Origin of the sequence: Eubacterium sp. 14-2 (assembly GCF_000403845.2) — a bacterium.
Classification (GTDB): Bacteria; Bacillota; Clostridia; order Lachnospirales; family Lachnospiraceae; genus Petralouisia.
Genome location: NZ_KE159567.1, coordinates 951,200 through 972,955, shown reverse-complemented (window position 1 = coordinate 972,955; position 21,756 = coordinate 951,200). Strand labels below are relative to the sequence as shown.

At 47.7% G+C, this 21,756-nt stretch carries 19 protein-coding genes; 2 read left to right on the top strand and 17 right to left on the bottom strand.

The genetic code is table 11. The features are described from left to right. Nucleotides 1-10: 10 nt before the first annotated feature. From C805_RS11655 to C805_RS11610, 10 genes are all read right to left on the bottom strand, one after another. Nucleotides 11-511, bottom strand: coding sequence for a MarR family winged helix-turn-helix transcriptional regulator (locus tag C805_RS11655; RefSeq protein WP_016214046.1), 501 nt, complete (start codon nucleotides 509-511; stop codon nucleotides 11-13). A gap of 349 nt (nucleotides 512-860) precedes the next feature. Further along, nucleotides 861-1,883 carry a sugar kinase gene (locus C805_RS11650; RefSeq protein WP_016214045.1) on the bottom strand — a complete coding sequence of 341 codons (1,023 nt, stop codon included), beginning with the start codon at nucleotides 1,881-1,883 and terminating at the stop codon, nucleotides 861-863. Further along, nucleotides 1,883-2,524, bottom strand: coding sequence for a bifunctional 4-hydroxy-2-oxoglutarate aldolase/2-dehydro-3-deoxy-phosphogluconate aldolase (locus C805_RS11645; RefSeq protein WP_016214044.1), 642 nt, complete (start codon nucleotides 2,522-2,524; stop codon nucleotides 1,883-1,885). Before C805_RS11645 ends, C805_RS11650 begins: the two co-directional genes overlap by 1 nt. A 66-nt stretch (nucleotides 2,525-2,590) precedes the next feature. Continuing rightward, complete coding sequence (locus tag C805_RS11640; RefSeq protein ID WP_016214043.1) at nucleotides 2,591-3,436, bottom strand: SDR family oxidoreductase; 846 nt, start codon at nucleotides 3,434-3,436, stop codon at nucleotides 2,591-2,593. Nucleotides 3,437-3,498: 62 nt separating this feature from the next. Continuing rightward, nucleotides 3,499-4,899, bottom strand: coding sequence for a glucuronate isomerase (gene uxaC / locus C805_RS11635; RefSeq protein ID WP_016214042.1), 1,401 nt, complete (start codon nucleotides 4,897-4,899; stop codon nucleotides 3,499-3,501). A gap of 15 nt (nucleotides 4,900-4,914) precedes the next feature. Then, nucleotides 4,915-5,985: a mannonate dehydratase gene (gene uxuA / locus C805_RS11630; protein ID WP_016214041.1), complete on the bottom strand. Its 1,071-nt coding sequence runs from the start codon at nucleotides 5,983-5,985 to the stop codon at nucleotides 4,915-4,917. An 18-nt stretch (nucleotides 5,986-6,003) separates the two neighbouring features. Then, entirely contained in the window at nucleotides 6,004-7,776 is a 1,773-nt protein-coding gene (locus C805_RS11625; protein ID WP_016214040.1) for a glycoside hydrolase family 3 protein, read from the bottom strand. Nucleotides 7,777-7,779: 3 nt separating this feature from the next. After that, nucleotides 7,780-8,628: an HAD family hydrolase gene (locus tag C805_RS11620; RefSeq protein WP_016214039.1), complete on the bottom strand. Its 849-nt coding sequence runs from the start codon at nucleotides 8,626-8,628 to the stop codon at nucleotides 7,780-7,782. A gap of 85 nt (nucleotides 8,629-8,713) precedes the next feature. Then, nucleotides 8,714-10,105, bottom strand: coding sequence for an MFS transporter (locus C805_RS11615; protein WP_016214038.1), 1,392 nt, complete (start codon nucleotides 10,103-10,105; stop codon nucleotides 8,714-8,716). Nucleotides 10,106-10,168: 63 nt separating this feature from the next. After that, a complete protein-coding gene (locus C805_RS11610; RefSeq protein ID WP_016214037.1) occupies nucleotides 10,169-12,442 on the bottom strand; it encodes a glycoside hydrolase family 2 protein in 2,274 nt (757 codons plus the stop codon). Between the two features lie 308 nt (nucleotides 12,443-12,750). On the opposite strand from C805_RS11610, the gene C805_RS11605 reads away from it, so the two are divergent. Further along, the gene (locus tag C805_RS11605; RefSeq protein WP_016214036.1) at nucleotides 12,751-13,971 is read left to right on the top strand and encodes a helix-turn-helix domain-containing protein; all 1,221 of its coding nucleotides are present in this window, start codon (nucleotides 12,751-12,753) and stop codon (nucleotides 13,969-13,971) included. 6 nt (nucleotides 13,972-13,977) lie between these two features. Here the strand turns inward: C805_RS11605 and C805_RS25745 are convergent, their stop codons facing one another. From C805_RS25745 to C805_RS11575, 7 genes are all read right to left on the bottom strand, one after another. Then, entirely contained in the window at nucleotides 13,978-14,121 is a 144-nt protein-coding gene (locus C805_RS25745) for a maltose acetyltransferase domain-containing protein (RefSeq protein WP_016214035.1), read from the bottom strand. Then, nucleotides 14,118-14,951, bottom strand: coding sequence for a phosphatidylserine decarboxylase (locus tag C805_RS11600; protein ID WP_016214034.1), 834 nt, complete (start codon nucleotides 14,949-14,951; stop codon nucleotides 14,118-14,120). The genes C805_RS25745 and C805_RS11600 overlap by 4 nt, the downstream gene beginning before the upstream one ends. Nucleotides 14,952-15,376: 425 nt before the next feature. After that, complete coding sequence (locus tag C805_RS11595) at nucleotides 15,377-16,363, bottom strand: RpnC/YadD family protein (RefSeq protein WP_016214033.1); 987 nt, start codon at nucleotides 16,361-16,363, stop codon at nucleotides 15,377-15,379. 613 nt (nucleotides 16,364-16,976) lie between these two features. Continuing rightward, nucleotides 16,977-18,056: a tRNA 2-thiouridine(34) synthase MnmA gene (mnmA, locus tag C805_RS11590; protein WP_016214032.1), complete on the bottom strand. Its 1,080-nt coding sequence runs from the start codon at nucleotides 18,054-18,056 to the stop codon at nucleotides 16,977-16,979. 5 nt (nucleotides 18,057-18,061) lie between these two features. Beyond that, the gene (nifU, locus tag C805_RS11585; protein WP_016214031.1) at nucleotides 18,062-18,499 is read right to left on the bottom strand and encodes a Fe-S cluster assembly scaffold protein NifU; all 438 of its coding nucleotides are present in this window, start codon (nucleotides 18,497-18,499) and stop codon (nucleotides 18,062-18,064) included. A gap of 24 nt (nucleotides 18,500-18,523) precedes the next feature. Further along, on the bottom strand, nucleotides 18,524-19,705 hold the full coding sequence (gene nifS / locus C805_RS11580; RefSeq protein WP_016214030.1) for a cysteine desulfurase NifS: 1,182 nt from the start codon (nucleotides 19,703-19,705) through the stop codon (nucleotides 18,524-18,526). Nucleotides 19,706-19,728: 23 nt separating this feature from the next. Then, entirely contained in the window at nucleotides 19,729-20,151 is a 423-nt protein-coding gene (locus C805_RS11575; protein ID WP_022750995.1) for an RrF2 family transcriptional regulator, read from the bottom strand. Nucleotides 20,152-20,411: 260 nt separating this feature from the next. On the opposite strand from C805_RS11575, the gene C805_RS11570 reads away from it, so the two are divergent. Continuing rightward, entirely contained in the window at nucleotides 20,412-21,749 is a 1,338-nt protein-coding gene (locus tag C805_RS11570) for a polysaccharide biosynthesis protein (RefSeq protein ID WP_016214028.1), read from the top strand. Nucleotides 21,750-21,756 lie beyond the last annotated feature (7 nt).

Genomic DNA, 21,756 nt, shown 5'->3' with positions numbered 1-21,756 from the left:
TGTCATAAAATCATCGTGTCTGTTCCGGTTTTCCGTCAAAATTGCAAAGTCGTGAACAGCTGCGCGCAATATCTTCCTCCAGGTTCCGCTTCAGTTTTTCCGCCACTGCCTGAAATGCTTCCAGTTCTTCCTGAGTGATGTTCCGTTTACACCTTTCTTCCAGTATATCAACGTACCCGATATGCTGCTCATGAATCTTTCTGCCTTTTTCTGTCAGCACCAGTTTCTTTAAACGGGCATCCTGCTCCACGGATTCCCGGCAGATATATCCTTTTTTCTCCATCAGCTTTACAATACTGGTAACGGTGGATCTGGCAATGGAAAATTCTGTTTCAATATCTTTCTGAAAAATTTCCCTTTCGGAATTTTCAAACAGAAATCCCAGAATCCAGCCATGCATAACGGTCACTTCATCCATGCCTCTCTGACTGGCTTCGTATGCAATCATATTCCGGAAAAACAGATTATCCAGAGTTTTTATCTGAAAACCAAGCATATCCTTTCGGTTCATTTCATAGTGCGCCTCCTTAAAACAAATTTTAATTGTTTTATATGGAACTATTATATGCAGATTAATTATATTGTCAAGAAACAATTTATGAAATTTGCAGCCATTGCTGCCAGATATGATAAAACATGGGTGTTTTGCGAACACCAGGAAATTGCGAAATAAAAAAGAATGCGCTATGCGCATTCTCCGCGCGCAAGCGGATTGCGCAGCAATAAACATCAACCCCGCGAGCTGCGCATCATTTCCGCCGCAGTGTGATAATTGTCTTTTATTCTACAGGAAATCCAGAGGAATTTCCTGTAGAATAAAAAAACCGGGAGATATTTACCTCCCGGCCAAACCGTACCTTTTACCTCTGCACCCGTCCGGAGCCATCTCCGCCGGCCAGTTTTTCCACCTCTGAAACCGACACAAGATTATAATCTCCTTCTATGGAATGCTTCAATGCGGAAGCCGCCACTGCAAATTCCACCGCTTCCTGTGTGTTCTTTCCATTCAGCAGCCCATAAATCAGTCCGCCGCCGAAGCTGTCTCCGCCTCCTACCCGGTCGGTAATGTGGAGATGATATTCTCTGGAGAAACAATAATGTTCCCCGTCGTAAAGCATGGCAGCCCAATCGTTGTCACTGGCTGAAATGGAGGTGCGCAGCGTAATGGCCACCTTCTCAAATCCAAATCTGTCCGCCAGCTGTTTTGCCACGCTTTTATAGCCTTCTTTGTTCAGCTTTCCACCGTAAATATCCGTATGTTCCGCCTCTATGCCAAATACGTCTTTGGCGTCCTCTTCATTGGAAATACACACATCCACATACTGGCAGAGTTCAGTCATGGCTGTCCGGGCCTCTTCCCGGCTCCAGAGTTTCCCCCGGTAATTCAAATCGCAGGAGATCTTCACCCCCTGGGCTCTGGCTTCTTTGCAGGCCTCCCGGCAGATTTCCGTAACATTTTTCCCAAGGGCCGGCGTAATTCCGGTAAAGTGAAACCACTTTGCTCCCTGGAAAATGGATTTCCAGTCAAAGTCTGAGGGTGCGGCTGTCTGGACAGCGGAATGGGCCCGGTCATAAATACATACGGAGCCCCGCTGAGAAGCTCCCTTCTCCAGAAAATAAATTCCCACCCGCTCTCCGCCGCGGACAATCATTGAGGTATCTACCCCATACTGCCGCAGACTGTTTACGGCTGCCTGACCCACCGCATGTTCCGGCAGCTTCGTTACAAATGCTGTGTCCACCCCGTAATTGGCCAGAGACACCGCCACATTGGCTTCACCGCCGCCAAACGTGGCCTGCATACGGTCATTCTGAAAAAAACGATAGTATCCTTCCGGCGCCAGACGCAGCATAATTTCTCCAAATGTAATTACTTTTGCCATTATCCTCGCGCCTCCTCTATGATTTTACGTGACTTTTTGCATAATTTTGTGATTTCTTCCCAGTTCTGGCTGTCAATCAGCTCCTCAGTTACCATGTAAGAACCGCCGCAGGCGGCAACTACCGGAGCTTCCATATATTCCTCCAGATTTTTCAGAGAAATTCCCCCGGTGGGCATCACTTTGAACATGGGAAAGGGCGCGCTCATGGCCTTGATTTTGGGAAGGCCTCCGGACTGTTCTGCCGGAAAGAATTTAATCAGTTCCAGTCCTGATTTTAATGCTGCATGGTAATCGGTAGGCGTGGTGCAGCCCGGAAAGATGGGAACCTTCTTTTTTGCAGCATAATCCACCAGTTCCTGGTCATATCCGGGGCTGACAATAAACTCTCCGCCGGCCGCAAGCACATCATCAATCTGTTCTTTTGTGGTAACCGTACCTGCTCCCACTGTCATTTCCGGACAGGCCTCTTTCATCAGCCGGATGGCTTTGTCTGCCCCTGCTGCACGGAACGTCACCTCTGCCACAGGCACTCCTCCCGCACACAGGGCTCTTGCCAGAGACGCCGCATCCCGTTCGGGGTGGTTCAGTTTAATCACCGGCACAATGCCGATTTCTGATATTTTCCGGTTAAATTCATTCATACTATTTCTCCAATCTCATGTCTAAGCCTTCTGATTCTGTTATTTCTTAATCGTCCCGGAAAGTTCTCACACTCCGGAATAAGCTGAATATCCCCCGTCAATGGGCAGCACCACTCCGGTAATTGCACTGGCCGCACAGTCATCACACAGGAAAAATACTGCTCCCAGCAGTTCTTCTCCCTCTACAAACCGTCTCATGGGTGTGCCGGCCAGAATTTTACTGGTACGGGGCGTAGGCGTACCGTCCTCCTGAAACAGCAGGGCCCGGTTCTGGTTCGACAGCAGAAATCCCGGCGCAATGGCATTGCAGCGGATTCCTGTTCCTGCAAAATGAGTGGCAAGCCACTGGGTAAAGTTAGATACCGCCGCTTTTGCTCCGGAATAGGCAGGTATTTTGGTCAGCGGTACATATGCATTCATGGAAGAAACATTCAGAATGCAACCGGACTTCCGCTCTGCCATATCTCTGGCAAATACCTGGGTGGGAAGCAGGGTTCCCTGAAAATTCAGCTTAAATACAAAGTCCACTCCGTTGGGTTCCAGGTCAAAAAATGTCTTCTGGCCCTCCGTACGCTCATGATGATATTCATTGTCCGTAGTGGCACGGGGATTGTTTCCTCCCGCCCCGTTGACCAGAATATCACATGGACCAAGATCTGAAAGAATCTGCTGATGAATCTCTTCCAGTTCCTCTGCTTCCAACACGTTTGCCCGGTAGCCCCTTAAAATAAAACCTTCCGCCTGAACTTCTTCTGCCAGCTTCTCCACAGCTTCCTGATTCAGGTCCAGTGCCGCTACTTTTGCTCCGGCCTGTGCAAAGGCTCTGGCCATGGTGCCGCAGAGCACGCCGCCGGCTCCGGTCACCACCACAACCTTATGGGTAAAATCTGTATTCAATGGTAATTCCAACATAAACTCTGTTCCTTTCTGCTTAAATTAACGCGTATAAACATTGATTTTCATAATATTTCCCATTACACCTTAAATCCGAAATAATCACAGGTATTCTGGTAACACAGATTCCGGACAAGCTGCTCCAGCTCCTTTTCCTCAGCAGGATACTGGCCGCTTTCCACCCATTCTCCCAAAAGCTCGCAGAGCACCCGGCGAAAATATTCATGACGGGTATAACTTAAGAAAGAACGGGAATCTGTCAGCATTCCCACAAAACAGCCCAACACCCCGTTGGCAGCCAGTTCAGTCAGCTGGCTGCGCATTCCATGCCGGTTATCATTAAACCACCAGGCGCTTCCCTGCTGGATTTTTCCAGGAATACCTCCGCCCTGAAAACATGCCATAATGGTGGCAAGGGCCGTATTATCTGCAGGATTCAGAGAATAGAGAATGGTTTTGGGCAGGCTGCCATGTTCCTCAAACTCATTCAGAAGAGGCGCCACATGCTCCACACCGGACCGGCTGTTGACCGCATCATATCCGCTGTCCGGCCCAAGTCGTTCAAACTGAATCTTACGGGTGTTCCTCAGACATCCGAAATGAATCTGCATTACCCAGTTTTTTTGCGCATACTTTTCAGCGCAGCCAATGGTTACCAGTGTCTTATAGGTATCTCCCAGCTTCCGCTCCGGGCAGATCCCTTCCATGGCCATGGAAAAAGCCCTGTTTGCAGTCATCTTATCAGGCTTTTCAAACATACAGTAATCCAGTCCATGATCGGCGCACAGACATCCATGGGCCTCGAAATAATCCATACGTTCACTCAGGGCTTCCACCACATCCTCTGCTGTGTCAATCTCACGCCCCGTCACTTCTGCCAGTTTTCTGATATAATCTCCAAATCCCGGCTTATCAATATTCACTGCCCGATCCGGCCGAAAGGCCGGAAGCACTGTGATTTTCATTGAGGGATCCGCCTTGATCTGTTCATGGTACTCCAGGCTGTCCAGGGGATCATCTGTGGTACAGATGGCCCGCACATCAAATTTGTCCATGAGAGAACGGGCAGAATATCCTTTCAGTATTTCGTTGCAGCAGTCGTAAATATCATCTGCATGTTCCGGCGTCAGCGGTTTCCTGATTCCGAATATCCGCTGAAGCTCCAGGTGGCTCCAGTGATAAATGGGATTGCCCACAAGTTTCGGCATTACACCTGCAAATGCCCGGAACTTTTCCCGGTCCGGCGCGTCGCCGGTGATTTTATCCTCGGTAATCCCTCCGGCCCGCATCACCCTCCATTTATAGTGGTCCCCGCCCAGCCAGATCTGGGCGATATTTTCAAATTTCCGGTCCTCTGCAATTTCCCGGGGACTGATATGGCAGTGATAATCAATAATGGGCAGTTTTTTTGCAGTGCCATGGTAGAGTTTTTCCGCAGTGGAAGTTGACAGCAGAAAATTTTCATCCATAAATGTCCTCATATCGGTTCTCTCCTTCTAACTGTTACCGGCTTCCCGCTCCAACATATCCCAGCAGCCCCACATATACATAATGCCCAGAGCTCTGTCGTACAGACCGTATCCCGGCCGGCACTGCTCGCCCCAGATATGGCGTCCATGGTCGGGACGGATATATCCTTCATACCCGCAGTCATGATAAGCCCGCATAATTTCCAGAATCCCCACATCTCCGTCACAGTCCCGGTGGGAAGCCTCTGTGAAATCTCCGTTTGGAAAATGCTTCACATTGCGGATATGGGCAAATGCAATTCTGTCACAGTAGGTACGGATAATATCCGGTACATCGTTCTCCTGATTTGCTCCCAGGGAGCCGGAGCACAGGCACAGGCAGTTATGGTCATCGTCTACCATGGACAGCAGACGCCCGATGGATTCCTTATCCACCAGCAGTCTGGGAAGGCCGAAAATATCCCAGGGAGGATCATCCTGATGGACAGCCATTTTTATGCCTGTCTCGTGACAGGTGGGCATAATAGCTTCCAGAAAATACTTCAGATTTTCCCAGAGTTTTTCTTTGGTAACCGGGCGGTAGGCTTCAAACAGTTCATCCAGTCTGGCCATGCGCTCCGGTTCCCATCCGGGAAAAGTCATACCATGAAGGTTTTTCAGAATATAGTCCGCCATTTCTCTGTAGTCTTCCTGAATTTTAGCCTTTTCATAGAACAGCGCTGTGGAACCATCCTCCATGGGATGGAACAGATCCGTTCTGGTCCAGTCAAAAATCGGCATGAAATTATAGGTCACCACTTTCACCCCGAATCTGGAGAGGTTGCGCAGTGTCTGCTTATAGTTTTCTATATACCGGTCACGGGAAGGCCGGCCGATTTTGATGTCGTCGTGGACATTTACACTTTCCACCACATCCATATTAAAACCATGCCCTTCGATCTGCCGGCGCATTTTCTCAATTTCATCCACTTCCCATACTTCTCCTGCCGCCTTGTCATGCAATGCCCACACCAGACCGGTTACACCGGGAATCTGCTTAATCTGTTCCTGGGTAATGCTGTCATTCCCCTCGCCGTACCAGCGAAATGTCATCTGCATAATATCCCTCCTTTTCCGTCAAATCCGTGTATCAAAAAGCCCGCAGAAGGAATCCACCGGATCTGTTCCGGTAAATGCTTCTTCTCCTGCCATCAGCTTTGCCACCAGTGCATCCAGCGTTGCATCTTTACTGTCATAGGTATTGATATAAGTACGGGCCTGGGGAATATCGGCCAGTACAAAAGGATGCTGCACGCCTACAACCACCACCGGAAGTTCAAACACATACCAGGGAATCTCTCCGCCGCCTTTTGTCATGCCGAATGCAGGACGGGCAACGGGCTGGAATCCTCCTGGGATATCCACCAGAGTAATAATCAGATCCTGATTTTCCCGGAACTCCTTAATGGGGGTTTTTCCGGCAAAATACATATTGATATCCGGTTTTTCCCCGGCTTCCATTTTTTTCTGCATCTGCTCTATGGGACTCTCATAGAGAAAGGCGTCAAAACCCTGAGCACACAGCTTTTCTTTCAATACTTCCGCAGGAGATTTTTTTGCGGCAAAAAATGCTCCGATTCCCGGTGCGGACAGCCCCTTAACATAGACAATCATAATCCGTCTGTAGCGCTGAGGCGTGACGGGCAGCACATGTTTGTCCTTATATTTCACCAGCGTAATGGCTTTGTCAGAAATCTCTTTCTGCATTTCCTTATGGGCCTCACAGCCCACAATTTCATGAACCTTCTCTTTTGGAGGCATAAGTTCCGTTTTTCCTTTTCTGTGCAGGCCCATATGGGCTTTCAGCGCCAGTATCCGGTGAAGGGCGTCGCTGAGGCGTTCCTCCGTAATGCGTCCGTCCAGATACCCCTGTTTCATACTGGCAAAATCTTCCTCCATTTCATTGAAAAACAGGAACATGTCCACACCGGCGGCAATGGCAGCCGGAAGCACGTCGCTCCGCTTCATGCGGCAGGTAAGGCCTACCATATGGGAAGCGTCTGTCAGCACCATACCGTTAAATCCCAGTTTCCCCCTGAGAAGTCCCTGAATCAGTTCCGGAGACAGGGTGGCAGGCATCATCTCGTCATCCGTAAGTCCCGGATTAAAATGCCGGGCATAATCCGGCTGCATAATATGTCCTGCCATAATGGCTTCTAACCCGTTGTCAATCAGGTTCTGATACACCTTGCCGTAAGTTTCGTCCCACTCTTTACAGCTCATGGAATTCACACTGTTGGCCACATGCTGGTCACGGAAATCCAGCCCGTCTCCCGGAAAATGCTTGGCTGCACAGCAGAATCCCGGATTGGCATGGGCTCCTTCCATATAGGCTTCTGTCATTTCAGCCACCCGCCCGGGGTCGTTCCCGTAAGTGCGCAGGCCGATTACCGGATTTTCCCAATTATACAGAATATCACTGACCGGTGCAAAAGACAGGTTGCAGCCCACTGCGGCAGCCTCCCTGTTGGACATATATCCAAGCTGATAAGCATATTCCGTATTTCCCGTGGCGGCGATTTTTGTCTGACTTCCGATGGTGGTTCCGTCGGTGCAGGCACCGTCTCCGCCATTTTCCGTGTTGCAGGCAATAATCAGGGGAATTTTGCTGTTCTCCTGTAAAATCCGGTTCTGTTCATAAATTTCATCTGCAGTTCCCGGATTGTACCGGATGCCGCCGATATGGTAATCCCTTACCGTCATTTTCAGGTAATCTTCCTCCCGGCTGGCCCCCATATTGAAAAACAGCTGGCCGATTTTCTCGTCCACCGTCATATCTGCAATGGTGTCCTCCACCCATTTGCAGTCTTCCTCTGACAGGTAAAATGGCTTTGCTTTCATATCCACCATAAGTTAATCCTCCTTTAATCTTGTAAGAAACTGCTCCGTTTTTTCCTGCTGATACACTCCGCCATAAGAACCTTCCAGAAAATGCTTCAGCGCTGTTTCCCGGAATTCTTCCCAGCTCTCAGCCTCCCGGCCTGCCAGAATGGGATAAAAAAAGACTCCGTTCTCTTCTGACGCCTTAAGGTCCCCCGGAGCATCTCCGCACATCAGCACATGCTCTGGCTGATACCCCCGTCTGAGAAGCTGGCTGATACAGAAAGACTTGCTGCCGGAATCCTGGGCCAGAACCACATCCGTGTATTCCAGAAGCCCGTGTATCTCCCACTCTTTCTGTACCGCCTCCGGATTGGCACTGGAGACAACAGCAATATCCGCCTCCTGATACGCTTTTTTCAAAGCTGCTTTCACGCCTTTAAAAGGCTGTTTGTCAGCTTCGTCAAGGGCTTCTATGGACCGGTTTACCGCAAGGCTCCAGGAAAGAGCTTTCCGGAGGCAGACGCTGTCTGCCCCGGCAATCTCACGTTCCAGAGCCTCATTGGACAACTCGGAAGTTTCATTCACCCATTGCTCCAGACGCTCCAGTTCTTCAATTTCACAGTATTTTTCCTGTATCTCTCTCAGGGCTCTGGCCAGCCCTTTGAAACGGTTGATCCCCCTGGTCATGGTATATAGATTGATTTCATTCCAGCGGGCCAGAATTTCCTCCTGCCAGGCATTAAGTTCCCACTCTGCCACCATGCACGGACCAAAACACCGGAAATGCTTGATATCCATGGTATTCATGGCACAGCCATCACTGTCCACACAGACCAGGAAATCATTTCGTTTTACATATTCTGAAAATTTATCTTCCATAAACCCTCCTTCGGCATATTTCCGGCATTTTTCTGCCGCAGGTCTTCTTTTTCATATACCGGACCTTTTACTGTTACGGTTTTGCTTATTTGCCATGGCGGCGGGCCAGCTCTGCCACGTTTTCCTCCACCCGTCTTTTATTCAGCGGATAGATAAACCACAGACAGAAAGCAACCAGCACAAACCCCACAGCCGGAGCAATACAGGACATTTTGAAAATGCCTTCCGTCACATCCGGATCAAAGGCTGTGGCCTTAGTATAACCAATCAGGGAAAGAAGCACGCCGGTCAGACCGGAAGAAAGAGCCTGTCCCACTTTTCTGGCAAAGGAGTACACCGCGTAAATCGTCCCGTCTTCCCTGACATGGTTTTTCACTTCCGCATCGTCGATAACATCCGTAATCATGGCCCAGATTATGGTATTAAAAAATCCCATTCCCACAAATGCTGCTGTAAAAAATGCCACATATACGAAAGGATTTGCCGGATGCACAAAAAAACAGATTATAAACACCGCTGCGGAAATCAGGCAGGATACAACAGAAAGTTCCTTTTTTCCAAACCGGGTGGAAAACTTTACAGCCAGCGGCGCACAGATCGCCAGCACTGCAATGGAGCCTGCCAGAGTGGAGGCTGACTGTGCCTGGGGGCTTCCGTAGAAATTGGGAAATACAAATCCCGCCATTCCCTGCATGGTAAGCTGGGCCAGAAGCAGGGCGATGGCAGCTGCAATAATACCCAGCAGAGACTGATTGGTTACCAGACTTTTCAACAGCTTTCCGATTTCCAGCTTCTGATTGTTGGCCGGCACATCTACCCGTTCCCGTACCAGTTTAAAACAGAGCAGGTAGCAGATAACAGCCAGTACACTGAATACTCCTGCAATTACGGTCATACGGGGACCGGAAAGAACCGTGTTTCCTTTTACTGTCTCAAATGCAAACAGCGGCGTACCCACACCGATAACCAGTCCTGCCAGAGTAGCTCCAATGGTTCTCCAGGTGGACAGCTCTGCCCGGTGTTTCGGGTCTGAGGATATGGCGGAAGCCATGGAACCATAGGGAATATTCACTGCGGTGTAAAAGATGGATCCCCACAGTATGTAGGTGACAACCATCCAGAACACCCGAAAACCATACGCCATATCCGCAAAAGACGACAGATAAATCAAAAATGAGGCAATCGCCACCGGACCGCACATCCGTTTTATCCAGGGACGGAATTTTCCGTCTTTGGTGGGTCTGGAACGGTCTACAATCTGTCCCATGGTTACGTCAGTAAATGCATCTATAAACCGGGCCGCCATCATCAGCCCGCCCACAAGGCCGGCGCTGATGCCCATAACATCCGTGTAAAATTTCAGCATAAAGCTGGAAGATAAAATAAACGTAAAATCATTTCCGAAATCACCAAACATATATCCGATTTTGTCCTTCATACCAAAAGGCCGGACGGAAGTTTCAGAATTTGTTCCCATAGTATTCCCTCTCTTTTCTAAGATTTTGCAATACTTAAACAGTATCTGCCGTTTTTCTGTGATTTATGCCTGTTCCCGGTCAATCTGAATCAACTGGGCATTCAGGCTTTCCACAAATCCCTCCGGCATCATGGAGCCTGCCATATTGGCCATATCTTCCGGCTTCATGGATTTCATCATGTCCCACATGCCCACACCCGGAGCAAGGTCAAAGTTTGTGGCCAGTTTGATGGCCCTGGAAGTAATTTCCATGGCTTTCGGGGATTTTGCTATTTCTTCCATGGTGCAGCGCACATTATATTTTCCTTCCGGAAATTCCATGGGCGCTTTCAAATCCAGATCTCCCACCAGCTTAAACCAGTTTGCCACCCCTTCTGCCCGCTCATTTACCTCCGGCAGCACATAGATTTCCGGCTCTTTTTCCACCTTCTCAATGGTCATGCTGTCTCTGCAGTGCCCTGCCGAAGCCAGAATAGTGTTGAAACCTTCTTTTAATGCAACGGTAAAAACAAATACTTTTTCCGCACTTTTTACACTTTCCAGCTCTCCGTTTACAAACAGCGAAACCACCGGCTGATTGGAATACACCCGGATTTCCGTGGTTTCTCCCGCCCGCTGTGCATACCGCCTGCCGCAGAGATGAACCATGGGTTCCTGACTCCAGTATGCCTTATAAATATAATAGCTGTCCTTTCTGGTTTTCCGGTCCATGGTCACAAGGCCCTTGTTGTTCCTTCCTGCCACGCCTCCTTCATTTCTGGCTGCACACCCGAAATCAAACATATTCCATACATGGCTGGACCAGAGCCAGGGCCGTTCATCCAGCACTTTTGCCATATGTTCATGATAAAGAGCCTGATATTCCTCGCTGTAGTCCTTGCAGGCCGGCTCAGGCCCATGATAAGTGACAATTCCCTCGCAGCCATACTCGGAAACGCCCATGGAAATTTCCGGATGTTCTTCATGAAACCTGTCAAACCAGGGTCCGTTGTCCTCCATCTTCCCGCCGTACCAGCCAAAATAGTGATTATAGCTTTCTACATCCGTAATCCCGTGTACCGGGCTGTCCGTGGGCGTCATGGACACATGGGCAATGGTGGTAAGCCTTGTGGGATCCATCCGTTTGCACAATTCATTCAGTTCTTTGTGATTTTCCAACAGCTGCTCCGAAATGCCCCCAATTAAAATCTCATTGGAAATGCCCCAGAAACAGATACTGGGATGATTGTAATTCTGAAGCACCAGTTCCTTTAACTGAGTAATACAGTTCTGGTGAGCCGCCGGGTCTTCGTTCATTACGCTGATAAAGGGAATTTCCGCCCATACCACAAATCCAAGTTCGTCACAGGCGTCATAAAAGTCCTGTGAATGCTGATAATGGGCCAGCCGAATGGTGTTGGCGCCCAGTTCTTTTATCATGCAAGCGTCGTTGTAATGGTCTTCTCTGGTCAGAGCATTTCCCTTATAAAGCATATCCTGATGGCGGCTGACACCCCGCAGAGGAGTGGGTATTCCGTTTAAGATAAATCCCTTATCCGGATCGCAGGAAAAGCTGCGAACGCCTGCCCGTACAGCCACCTCATCATATGCTTCGTTGCGCCTCTGCAGAGTGGCTGTTACAGTATACAGATATGGATTGCCGCAGTCCCACAGGGTTACATCCGGTACATAAATTTTTACTTCCGTGCTGTCTGCGGGACGCACTGCGTTTGCCACTTCTCTGCCCTGCGCATCCCTGATACTGTACTGAACTGTGAAATTCTCATCCACGTTCACCGGCCAGGATTCCAGCTTAAATTCCGCTCCTCCTCTGCCATCCGGCCTGGGAGTCACCATAAATCCGCTGCTGCCCCAATGCTCCAGGTCAAAATGAGCCTCTGGCACACTGATTAAATTTACGCCCCGGTAAAGGCCTCCGTAAAAAGTAAAATCCGCAGACTGAGGATAGACGCTGCTTTTATTTTCATTGCTGCAGGCTATGGTCAGCAGATTTTCCCCTTCTTCTTTGCAGGCGTCTGTGATATCCGCCCGGAAGATGGAGTAGCCTCCTTCGTGATAATATTCCCCCTTCCCATTCACATACACGGTGGCCTGCTGTCCTGCCGCCAGAATTTCAAGGAAAATACGCCCTCCTTTCAGAGGCTGCCTGGGTGTCTCAAAGGTTCTGGCATACCAGTAGCATCCTCTGTCGTAACTGCCGTTTCCGTCATGACCGTCCACAGCATTCCAGGTGTGGGGTAGCTCCACTGATTCCCATCCTTCCGGCATCACTTCCGGGAGTTTTTTGTTTTCTTTTGAAAATTTCCACTCCCCATTCAGATTGATCATGTTTCGCATATGGTTCCTCCTTTTTATTTTCTACAATATTTTTCCAGATGAGGCGTTTTTTTATACGTTACTTTTTACAATTAATACTGGATTTTTCTGTCATTCTTTGTCGTTTATGTACAGAATACATCTTACTTATCTTTACTTTTTCTGACGAGATACGATTTTTGGTATTTTTTGCATTATTTTTATGTTGCGTTGATTTCACCTGAAAAATGTGCAAAAATATATAAAATTTATACGGATAACAATTCGAAAAAACACGCCGGCGTCCCGGTAAGTTCCGGAAAAATGAATGAGAAAAGAGGTTGAAAATCATGGAGCAGATATTGCTGTCTTTTGTGCAGGATTTACTGAAAAATAACACCATTCCGGTTCACTGTATCACCCTGCCCTGCGAGGACTATTCCTGGCTTGATTTCGGCCTTCGTTCCACTATTCTGGAAAATCACGACCATGAGTTTATCCGCAGCTATCTGGATAAACTGAACGAAAATACCATATACTATCTGAAAGACACCCTGCACTGCATTTACACCATTCTGCGCATTCCGGACAGTTCCGGACTGATGATCTGCGGCCCTGTGCTGTTAGAGGAAATGCCTCCTGACCGGCTGAAAGAGGTGTCCCGGAAAATGAAAATTCCGGAAAGACAGCAGCCAGTCCTGCAGGGCTTTTATCTGCGGCTGACCTGTTTTCCCTCTCCCACTGTTTACAACAATATTTTTCTTACTCTTGGAAATTATCTCTTTGGCGAAAACCAGTACGAAATTATATTTAATGATTTTAATGACATGGACAGCTGGTATGAAACCTATGCCCACTACAGTAATACAGAAGATTCCCGGATGAATATCCGGATGATTGAAGAACGATATGGAATTGAAAATCAGATTCTGGACGCAGTGGCCAGCGGCAATGAAACCAGGGCACTGAACATTATATCCAGCCTGACCGGACGTAATCTGCCTTACCGGCTGCCCTGCAGTCTCAGGGACAGCAAGGATTACGCCATTTCCTTTAATACGCTGCTGCGCAAAACTGTCGAACAGGCCGGCGTTCATCCCATTCATATTGACGCCCATTCCAACCAGAATGTGAAGCTGATTGAGCAGTCTTCCAGCAAAGCCCAGTGCAGCGCCATCCAACTGCAGCTTGTGCGCAATTACTGCCGCATGGTGCGCAAATATACCCTCCGGGATTACTCTCTGCTCACCCGGAAGGTCATGACCTGGATCAGCACTGATCTTACCCTGGATCTGAGTCTGAATGCCATGGCAGAACTGCTGAATGTAAATGCCAGCTACCTGTCCACCCTGTTTAAACGGGAGGTGGGGATTCCCCTGACTGATTATGTCAACCGCCAGCGGGTAGAGCTGGCCAAAAAACTGCTGGTGGCTACGGATTTTCCCATTAAGATCATTGCAGAAAAATGCGGTGTTCCGGATGTATATTATTTCAGTCGAATGTTCAAAAAACGGACGGGATGTACACCGAAAGTTTACCGGGAACAGGCTGGAAGGGAACAGGGGCCGTAATGGGAACTACCCTCTGTCTGAATCTTTCTGTTCATATGCAAGGGTATTGTATTCCTGCAGCAGTTCCCTTGCCCTGGCTTTAAAATCCAGAAAAATCCTGTCATGGCAGTTATAATATTCCCCTGCCATACACTTTTCCAGCTCATTCATAGTTCCACCTCCGTTACGGGACAGACCCCTGCCAGCTCGCCCAGACGGATTTCTGTTTCCAGCCCGCTGCAACTGTTTTTAAGAATCTCCGGTTTTACCTCCAGCCGGTCTTTTTCCAGCAGCAGAAGTATGGTGGAACCGCCGAACTCAAAATATCCTTTTTCTTCCCCCTGAAATACCTTTCCTTCTCTGGGGTAATTGTGAATTTTCCCCACCATCATGGCCCCGATTTCCATTTGAATCACAGTCCCGAATTTGGGCGTATGAATCTGGACATATTCTCTGCTGTTTTCCGCAAATACAGGAAAGGCTTCGCAGGCTGTGGGACGCACACAGTGGAGCTTTCCCGGAATTACCCTGTTTCTTGTTACCGTACCGTCGCTGACATAACAGTAGCGGTGGTAATTCTGCGGGGTCAGCCGGAAAATCAGACAGGTTCCGCCGGAAAACTGTTTCGCCAGCTTCCGGCTTTTCAAAAGATCTTCCAGCCGATACTCAATATGCTTAATCTGATACGTCTGTTCCTCACTGACCGGATACACACTCAGCCAGCCGTCACAGGGGCTGATCAGATGTTCCGGCGTAATATCTATCTCTTTCATAAACCGTTTTCTTGTAAAAAAATCATTGAATGTACGGTACTTTTTCTCATATTCGCTCATATCTATCCCATGTTTTCTGATAAACAGGGGAACCAGCCACCAGGACAGCCTGGAATCCAGAAATCTTCCGGCTGTTCTGGATATAAAAGGACGTGTCAGCAGTTTCAGACATAAGCGTCCAGGGGGTGTTTTATACAAAAATCTTACTGTGATTGATTCTTTTTTCATACGTCTTACCTGATCCCATCTGTAAATTTATAAATTCTACTATATTATAACACGATTCAGAACCCTTTTCCACTTCATACTTTCCCAAATTTTCCGCTTCATGCAGGATTACAATACATCTATGAAATACCCAAAAAGAACGATTCCGGCACATCCACTCCGGAATCGTTCTTTTCAGGTTCTATAATTTTGATATAATTATTCTATCTCTTTTCTCTGTCCACTGTCAACAACTTTTTATACTATTTTTATCAACATTGTTTTTAATACTGTTTTCAAACAGAAATTTTTCTGTTTGAAAACAGGTTCACTTTTATCATTATTTATATTCCTTTTAATTTTTCAGTATGCCCTGTCCCTGAACGCTCAGAAACACTCCTTAGAATTATACCGTTTGAATGATTGTTCTGCTCTTTATACTCTTTTCAGCAATATTCTGATTCTTTTTCCATCTTCCGGATTTCGCTCTCCGTCATCCCGGAAATCCTGGCAACCTCTTCACAGGCATAGCCTGCTTCCAACATGGTAAAAATCATTTCTTTTTTTCCTTCTATAAGGCCTTCTTCTCTTCCTTCTATAAGGCCTTCTTCTCTTCCTTCTCTTTTTGTTTCTTCAAATATTGTCCACATATCCGTCTCTCCTCCCTGTTTCAGGATATTATAGTCTATGTTGCAGCTGGCTGCACTCATCACAGCCATCATAACGGAACGTTCTACTTTGTGCCCTCTTGCATATGCAATAGCTGTTTCCCTGGTCTCCGCCAGAGGCTTCTCCTTATTATTCATTATTTCCAGCAGACTGAAAAAATCCACATTATTCATATTGTTCAGCTTTAACCTGCTTTTCCCTGCTTCCACAAGCGTAATCCTGTAATCATTGACATAAGGTTTCATCCTTTCCGGTATATCAAGGATACCGTGCAGAGACAGTGCCCCGTCCCAGGGTTTCTCCCCATAATAAATCAGAACCGTAATCACCGGTGTAAACCTGTCTGCCCGTTTCATCCTGGAAAGATACTCATCTTTATCCATCCCTTCAGATGATTTATAACGTCTGGCATTCCTGTCATACTGTTTCTTATAGGCACTGTAATCATACCCCATAATCCTCATTGGCATGGCATAATGGATATGTTCCTGATGCTCCAGCCCCAGCAGCACAAACTGTACACCGGAAACCGACGATATTTTCTGAATTTTGATATTATCCCGAAATGCTTCCACGGTTCTTGCATACTCTTTATGCTCTGTCACTATGGATTCATCCGTATCTTCTTCCTCCAGCTCATCCGGATGAATTACCGATTCTCCGTCAAACAGCACTGCATTAAAAAGGTCTGCAAACTGCCCGTTGTCCCGCCAGTAATCTTTTAAAACAGTGGCAGGTTTTAATTCCTTCTTTTTCTTCGGCATATTTCCGTCCTCTCTTCTGTTTCTATCAGTATACTATCAAATCTGCTTTCTTTCAAGTTCACTTTTCCTGCTGTGCACCTGTGATATCTGTACATGTTGCTCTTTATATCCTCAATTTATTCTTACAACGTAACCATTCTCTGTTCAGATGATATGTTTGCTTCGGCAAGAAGGCATACCCCCATGTATATGAAAAACCGGGAGACTGACCTCAATAATTTCCTGAATATGATTTGTTGATTGAGGAAACGAAACTTCTAAATTAAAAGAAAAATAATTGCCATATGTAGCCATAGTTCATAGCAGGCACAAAAAAGAGTTTTAGATATGGGTAATATTTCGAAATATACAGGATCAATGAATAAAATCCAAGGTGCAAATAATCCATCAGCAATACAAGCCAAAAGCAAGGTACTACAATTCAAAATGCACTGAATGCCTCTCCTGTCTTTCGGAAATTATCAAATAATTCTCACAGAATGAATAATACAGCGATTCATGCATTAACGCAACACCCAGGACAACAGAAAGTAAATGCAGATAACATGGAGATGATATTATCATCTATGATATGTGTATGATTCAGTTTTTATATAAAGACAAAAAAACGGAACTATAAAATAGTTCCGCCGCCTGCTACAATATCTCCATCATAAAATACAACTGCCTGTCCTGGTGTAATGGCCCGCACCGGTTCATGGAACCGGCAGAATACTCTGTCATCTCCTGCTTTCTGAATGGTACAGGGCGCTCCTTTGTGATTATAACGGATTTTGGCCGTTACTTCCAGTTCCCCGTAAAGTTCCGGGATAGACATAAAGTTCAGCCTGTCCCCGTAAAGCTCCGTTCCGAATACCTGGTCATTGGTGCCCAGCACCACCTCGTTGGTCTCTGTCCGAAGCTCCGTCACAAATATCGGAACCCCCAGGGCAATTCCCAGGCCTTTGCGCTGGCCGATGGTATAGTGGGTGATTCCTTTGTGCCGGCCCAGCACCTTTCCATCTTCTGTGACAAAATTTCCCGGAGGAGGCACAGCTCCCTTTCTTTCCCGCTCAATGAAACCGGCATAATCCTGATCCGGAATAAAACAGATTTCCTGGCTGTCCGGTTTATCTGCAACCCGAAGTCCGATTTTTTCCGCCATGGCACGGATTTCCTGTTTGGTATAATCTCCCACCGGCATCAGGGTACGGGCAAGCTGCTGCTGGGTCAGATTATACAGTGCATACGTCTGGTCTTTCCCTTCCGCAGCCGATTTCTGCAATGCAAACCTTCCATTGGGAAGCTGCCGGATTCTGGCATAATGACCGGTAGCAATATAGTCTGCGCCGATGGCCATACTGCGCTTTAACAATGCTTCCCATTTCACATAACGGTTGCAGGCAATACAGGGATTGGGGGTATGTCCTCTCAGATACTCTTCTGTAAAATAGTCTATCACATTTTTCTGAAACTCAGCCCTGAAATTCATGACATAATAAGGAATATCCAGCATTGCCGCCACCCGTCTGGCATCCTCCACTGCGGACAGGCCGCAGCAGCCGCCCTGCTCTTCCTGCACCTGCTCCGATTCCTGCTGCCAGATCTGCATGGTAACGCCAATAACTTCATATCCCTGTTCTTTTAAAAGCCAGGCTGCCACCGAAGAATCCACGCCGCCGGACATTCCCACTGCTACTTTCTTTTTTTCCATAAATTTCAGTAGTCCTCTTCCTCTTCTTCCTCGCTGATATCATTTTTTGGCTTTTCCAGCCCTTCAATCTGAATTCCGTTTTTCTCCGCATAATCCCAGAGAGCCGCATGAATGGCTTCTTCTGCCAACAGGGAACAATGTACTTTTACCGGAGGAAGCCCGTCCAGTGCCTCCATTACCGCCTTATTGGTTACCTGCAACGCTTCCTGTATGGTTTTGCCTTTCACCAGTTCTGTGGCCATGGAACTGGTTGCCACAGCCGCACCGCAGCCAAAGGTTTTAAATTTTACGTCCTGGATAATTCCGCTGTCATCTATATCCAGAAAAATACGCATAATATCACCGCATTTGGCGTTTCCCACAGTTCCCACGCCGCTGGCATTTTCAATCTCTCCTACATTTCTGGGATTTTTAAAATGATCCATTACTTTTTCACTATACATTGTTTTCTCCTCCGGATACTTATTTTAACTGTTGTGTTTCTTATAATCTTCATATAAGGGAGACATTTCCCGCAGCTGGTTTACGATTTCCTTAATTGCCTCCACAGTGTAGTCAATATCTTCTTTTGTGGTATCTGCTCCCAGAGTCAGCCGCAGAGAGCCATGGGCAATCTCATGAGGCAGGCCGATGGCCAGCAGTACATGAGAGGGGTCCAGGGAACCGGACGTACATGCAGAACCGGAAGAACCGCAGATTCCCTTCATATCTAGCATAATCAGCAGAGACTCTCCTTCCACAAACTGGAAACAGAAATTCACGTTGTTGGGCAGACGGCTGGTTCTGTCTCCGTTTACCCTGGTATAGGGAACTTCTTTCATCACCCGGTCAATCAGGTAATCCCGCAGTTCCTGTTCCTTCCCGGTGCGCTCCTTCATGCTGACCACTGCCAGCTCCACAGCTTTTCCAAATCCCACGATTCCCGGCACATTCTCCGTACCGGCCCGGCGTTTCCGCTCCTGAGCGCCTCCGTGGACAAAAGAACGGATTTTGATTCCTTTTCGGATATAGAGGAATCCAATGCCTTTCGGACCGTTCAGTTTGTGGCCGCTGCTGCTTAACATATCAATATTCAGGGCATCCACATCAATGGGCACCTGTCCGAATGCCTGTACCGCATCGGTGTGAAATGTCACTCCGTGCTCTCTGGCAATTTTCCCAATCTCTGCCACAGGCTCTATGGTTCCGATTTCATTATTGGCAAACATAATGGAAATCAGAATGGTATCCGGCCGTATGGCCTTTTTCAGTTCTTCCAGCTTCACCACGCCGAATTCATCCACATCCAGATATGTGACCTCAAATCCGTTCTGCTCCAGCCACTGGCAGGTATGGAGCACTGCATGATGTTCAATTTTACTGGTAATAATATGCTTTCCCTTATCCTTATACGCTTCCGCTGCAGCCTTGATGGCCCAGTTGTCAGCCTCGCTTCCTCCGGCGGTAAAATAAATCTCATTGTCTCTGGCGCCGATGGCCTTTGCAATGGTTTCCCTTGCTTTTGACACCGCTTCTCTGCTCTTTCCGCCAAATTCATAAACGGTTGATGCATTTCCGTAAAATTCCGAAAAATACGGAAGCATTGCTTCCACTACTTCCGGTGCTGTCCTGGTTGTTGCCGCATTATCCAGATATATCATTTTTCCCATATTTCCCACCTCTGTTACTTAAATTAAATCTGCCTTTTACTTTCCTTTACCAGTTCTCCTATATAAATGCTGTTCACCGTATCGTTGATACTGTCATTGATACGCTTCCAGACAATTTTGCTGACGCACTGGGCGGAACTGCTGCACTGCCGGTTACTGTCAATTCCGGCGCATTCCACCGGAGTCAGATCTCCCTCCAAAGCTCTTAAAACATCTCCCACGGAAATCTCTTCCACAGGTTTTGCAACGGTATATCCGCCATTGACGCCCCGGAGGCTTTTTACCAGCCCTGCTTTCTTCAGCTTTGCCATAAGCTGTTCCAGATAGCTGACGGAAATCTCCTGCCGCTCCGCAATGCTGTTCAGAGCAACCGGCTTTTCCTCTCCCCAGACTGCCAGATCAATAAAGGCCCGCAGCCCATATTTTCCTTTTGTAGATAATTTCAACCTATCACCTCTGAATTCCGAGTGTTTTAGTCGGGATTTGTCACAAACGCATAGTACCACGTTTTTCTCCCTCTGTCAAGTTTCTTTTTCCATATGATTTTCCATGCGGCGGCCCTTCTGACCTGCGCTGTAAAAGGGCCGGGTCATACCGGTATGAAAAGGCGCCCATGGGGCGGAGGGTCCAACTGCCGCTCCCCATGCATTTTTCCCCGTTTCAGTACATAGACTGAAATAATCCTGAATTTTTCCCTGGAGGCATTATGAATTTTAAATCTCTGCGCAGCCATCCGCTGATTACCGGAACACTGCTTCTGACCCTGTCGGGACTTCTTTCCCGGCTTATTGGCTTTTTTTATAGAATATTCCTTTCCCAGAGGATTGGTGCTGAGGGAATGGGAATTTACCAGCTTACTTTTCCCATCCATATCCTTACCATTTCTCTGACTTCCTCCGCCATACAGACCGCCATTTCCCGGTTTGTGGCCCAGGCTGCCAGTTCCGGCTGCAACCGTGATAAAGGCTCTTCTTTCTGCCGGAAATCCTTTCACAATGAAAAGTGTTATCTGACTGCGGGCCTTATGCTGTCTCTGTCCCTTGCCTTTGCCTGCACGATATTTTTATACCGGTTTTCGAACCGGATTGCCACGGAATTTCTGGAGGAGCCCCGGTGCGCCCCGCTCCTTCAGATTCTCTCCCTCACCATTCCTTTTGCCGCCATCCATTCCTGTATCAACGGCTATTTTTACGGTCTGAAAAAAACATTTGTACCCGCGGCTTCCCAGCTGCTGGAACAGTTTGTCCGGGTGGCCGGCGTATGGCTTTTTTTTGAAATTTCCATGGAAAAACACGGGGCCATCTCTCTGAACCTTGTGATGTGGGGCATGGTGGCCGGAGAACTTGCCGCAGTTCTTTTTTCCGTCAGTTTTCTGCGCAGAAAAAAGAACCAGGGCAGCCGCCTTGGGGCCATGAGACAGATATTTTTCATGTCTCTTCCCCTAAGCGCCAACCGGGTTCTGGTAAATATTCTTCAGAGCATGGAAGCTGTCATGATTCCAGGACAGCTTCGCCAGTTCGGCTACTCCACCTCCGAATCCTTAAGCGTCTACGGTATTCTGACAGGTATGGCCCTGCCCATGGTGCTGTTTCCTTCCGTGCTCACCAATTCCGTATCTGTCATGCTTCTTCCGGCCATTGCGGAAGCACAGGAAAAGAAGGAACACGGCTATATCCTGACCCTGATTAAACGCACCTGCTTCTACAGCCTTCTGCTGGGCTTCGGATGTACCATGATGTTCCTGTTTCTGGGCCGGTGGATGGGCTCATTTCTCTTTGGAAATGAGCTGGCCGGAACTTTTATTGTGATCCTGGGCTGGATCTGTCCTTTCCTGTACCTTTCCACCACCCTGCACAGTATTTTAAACGGTCTTGGAAAAACCACTTCCACCTTCTTTTTAAACATTATGGGACTGGGCATACGCATTGGATTTGTCCTGTACGTTATCCCTGCCGCCGGCATTAAGGGTTACCTGTGGGGACTTCTGTTAAGCCAGTCTGTGATGGCATCAGGCGCGCTGTTTCTGCTTCTGCGCAGAAAATAACAGGCCC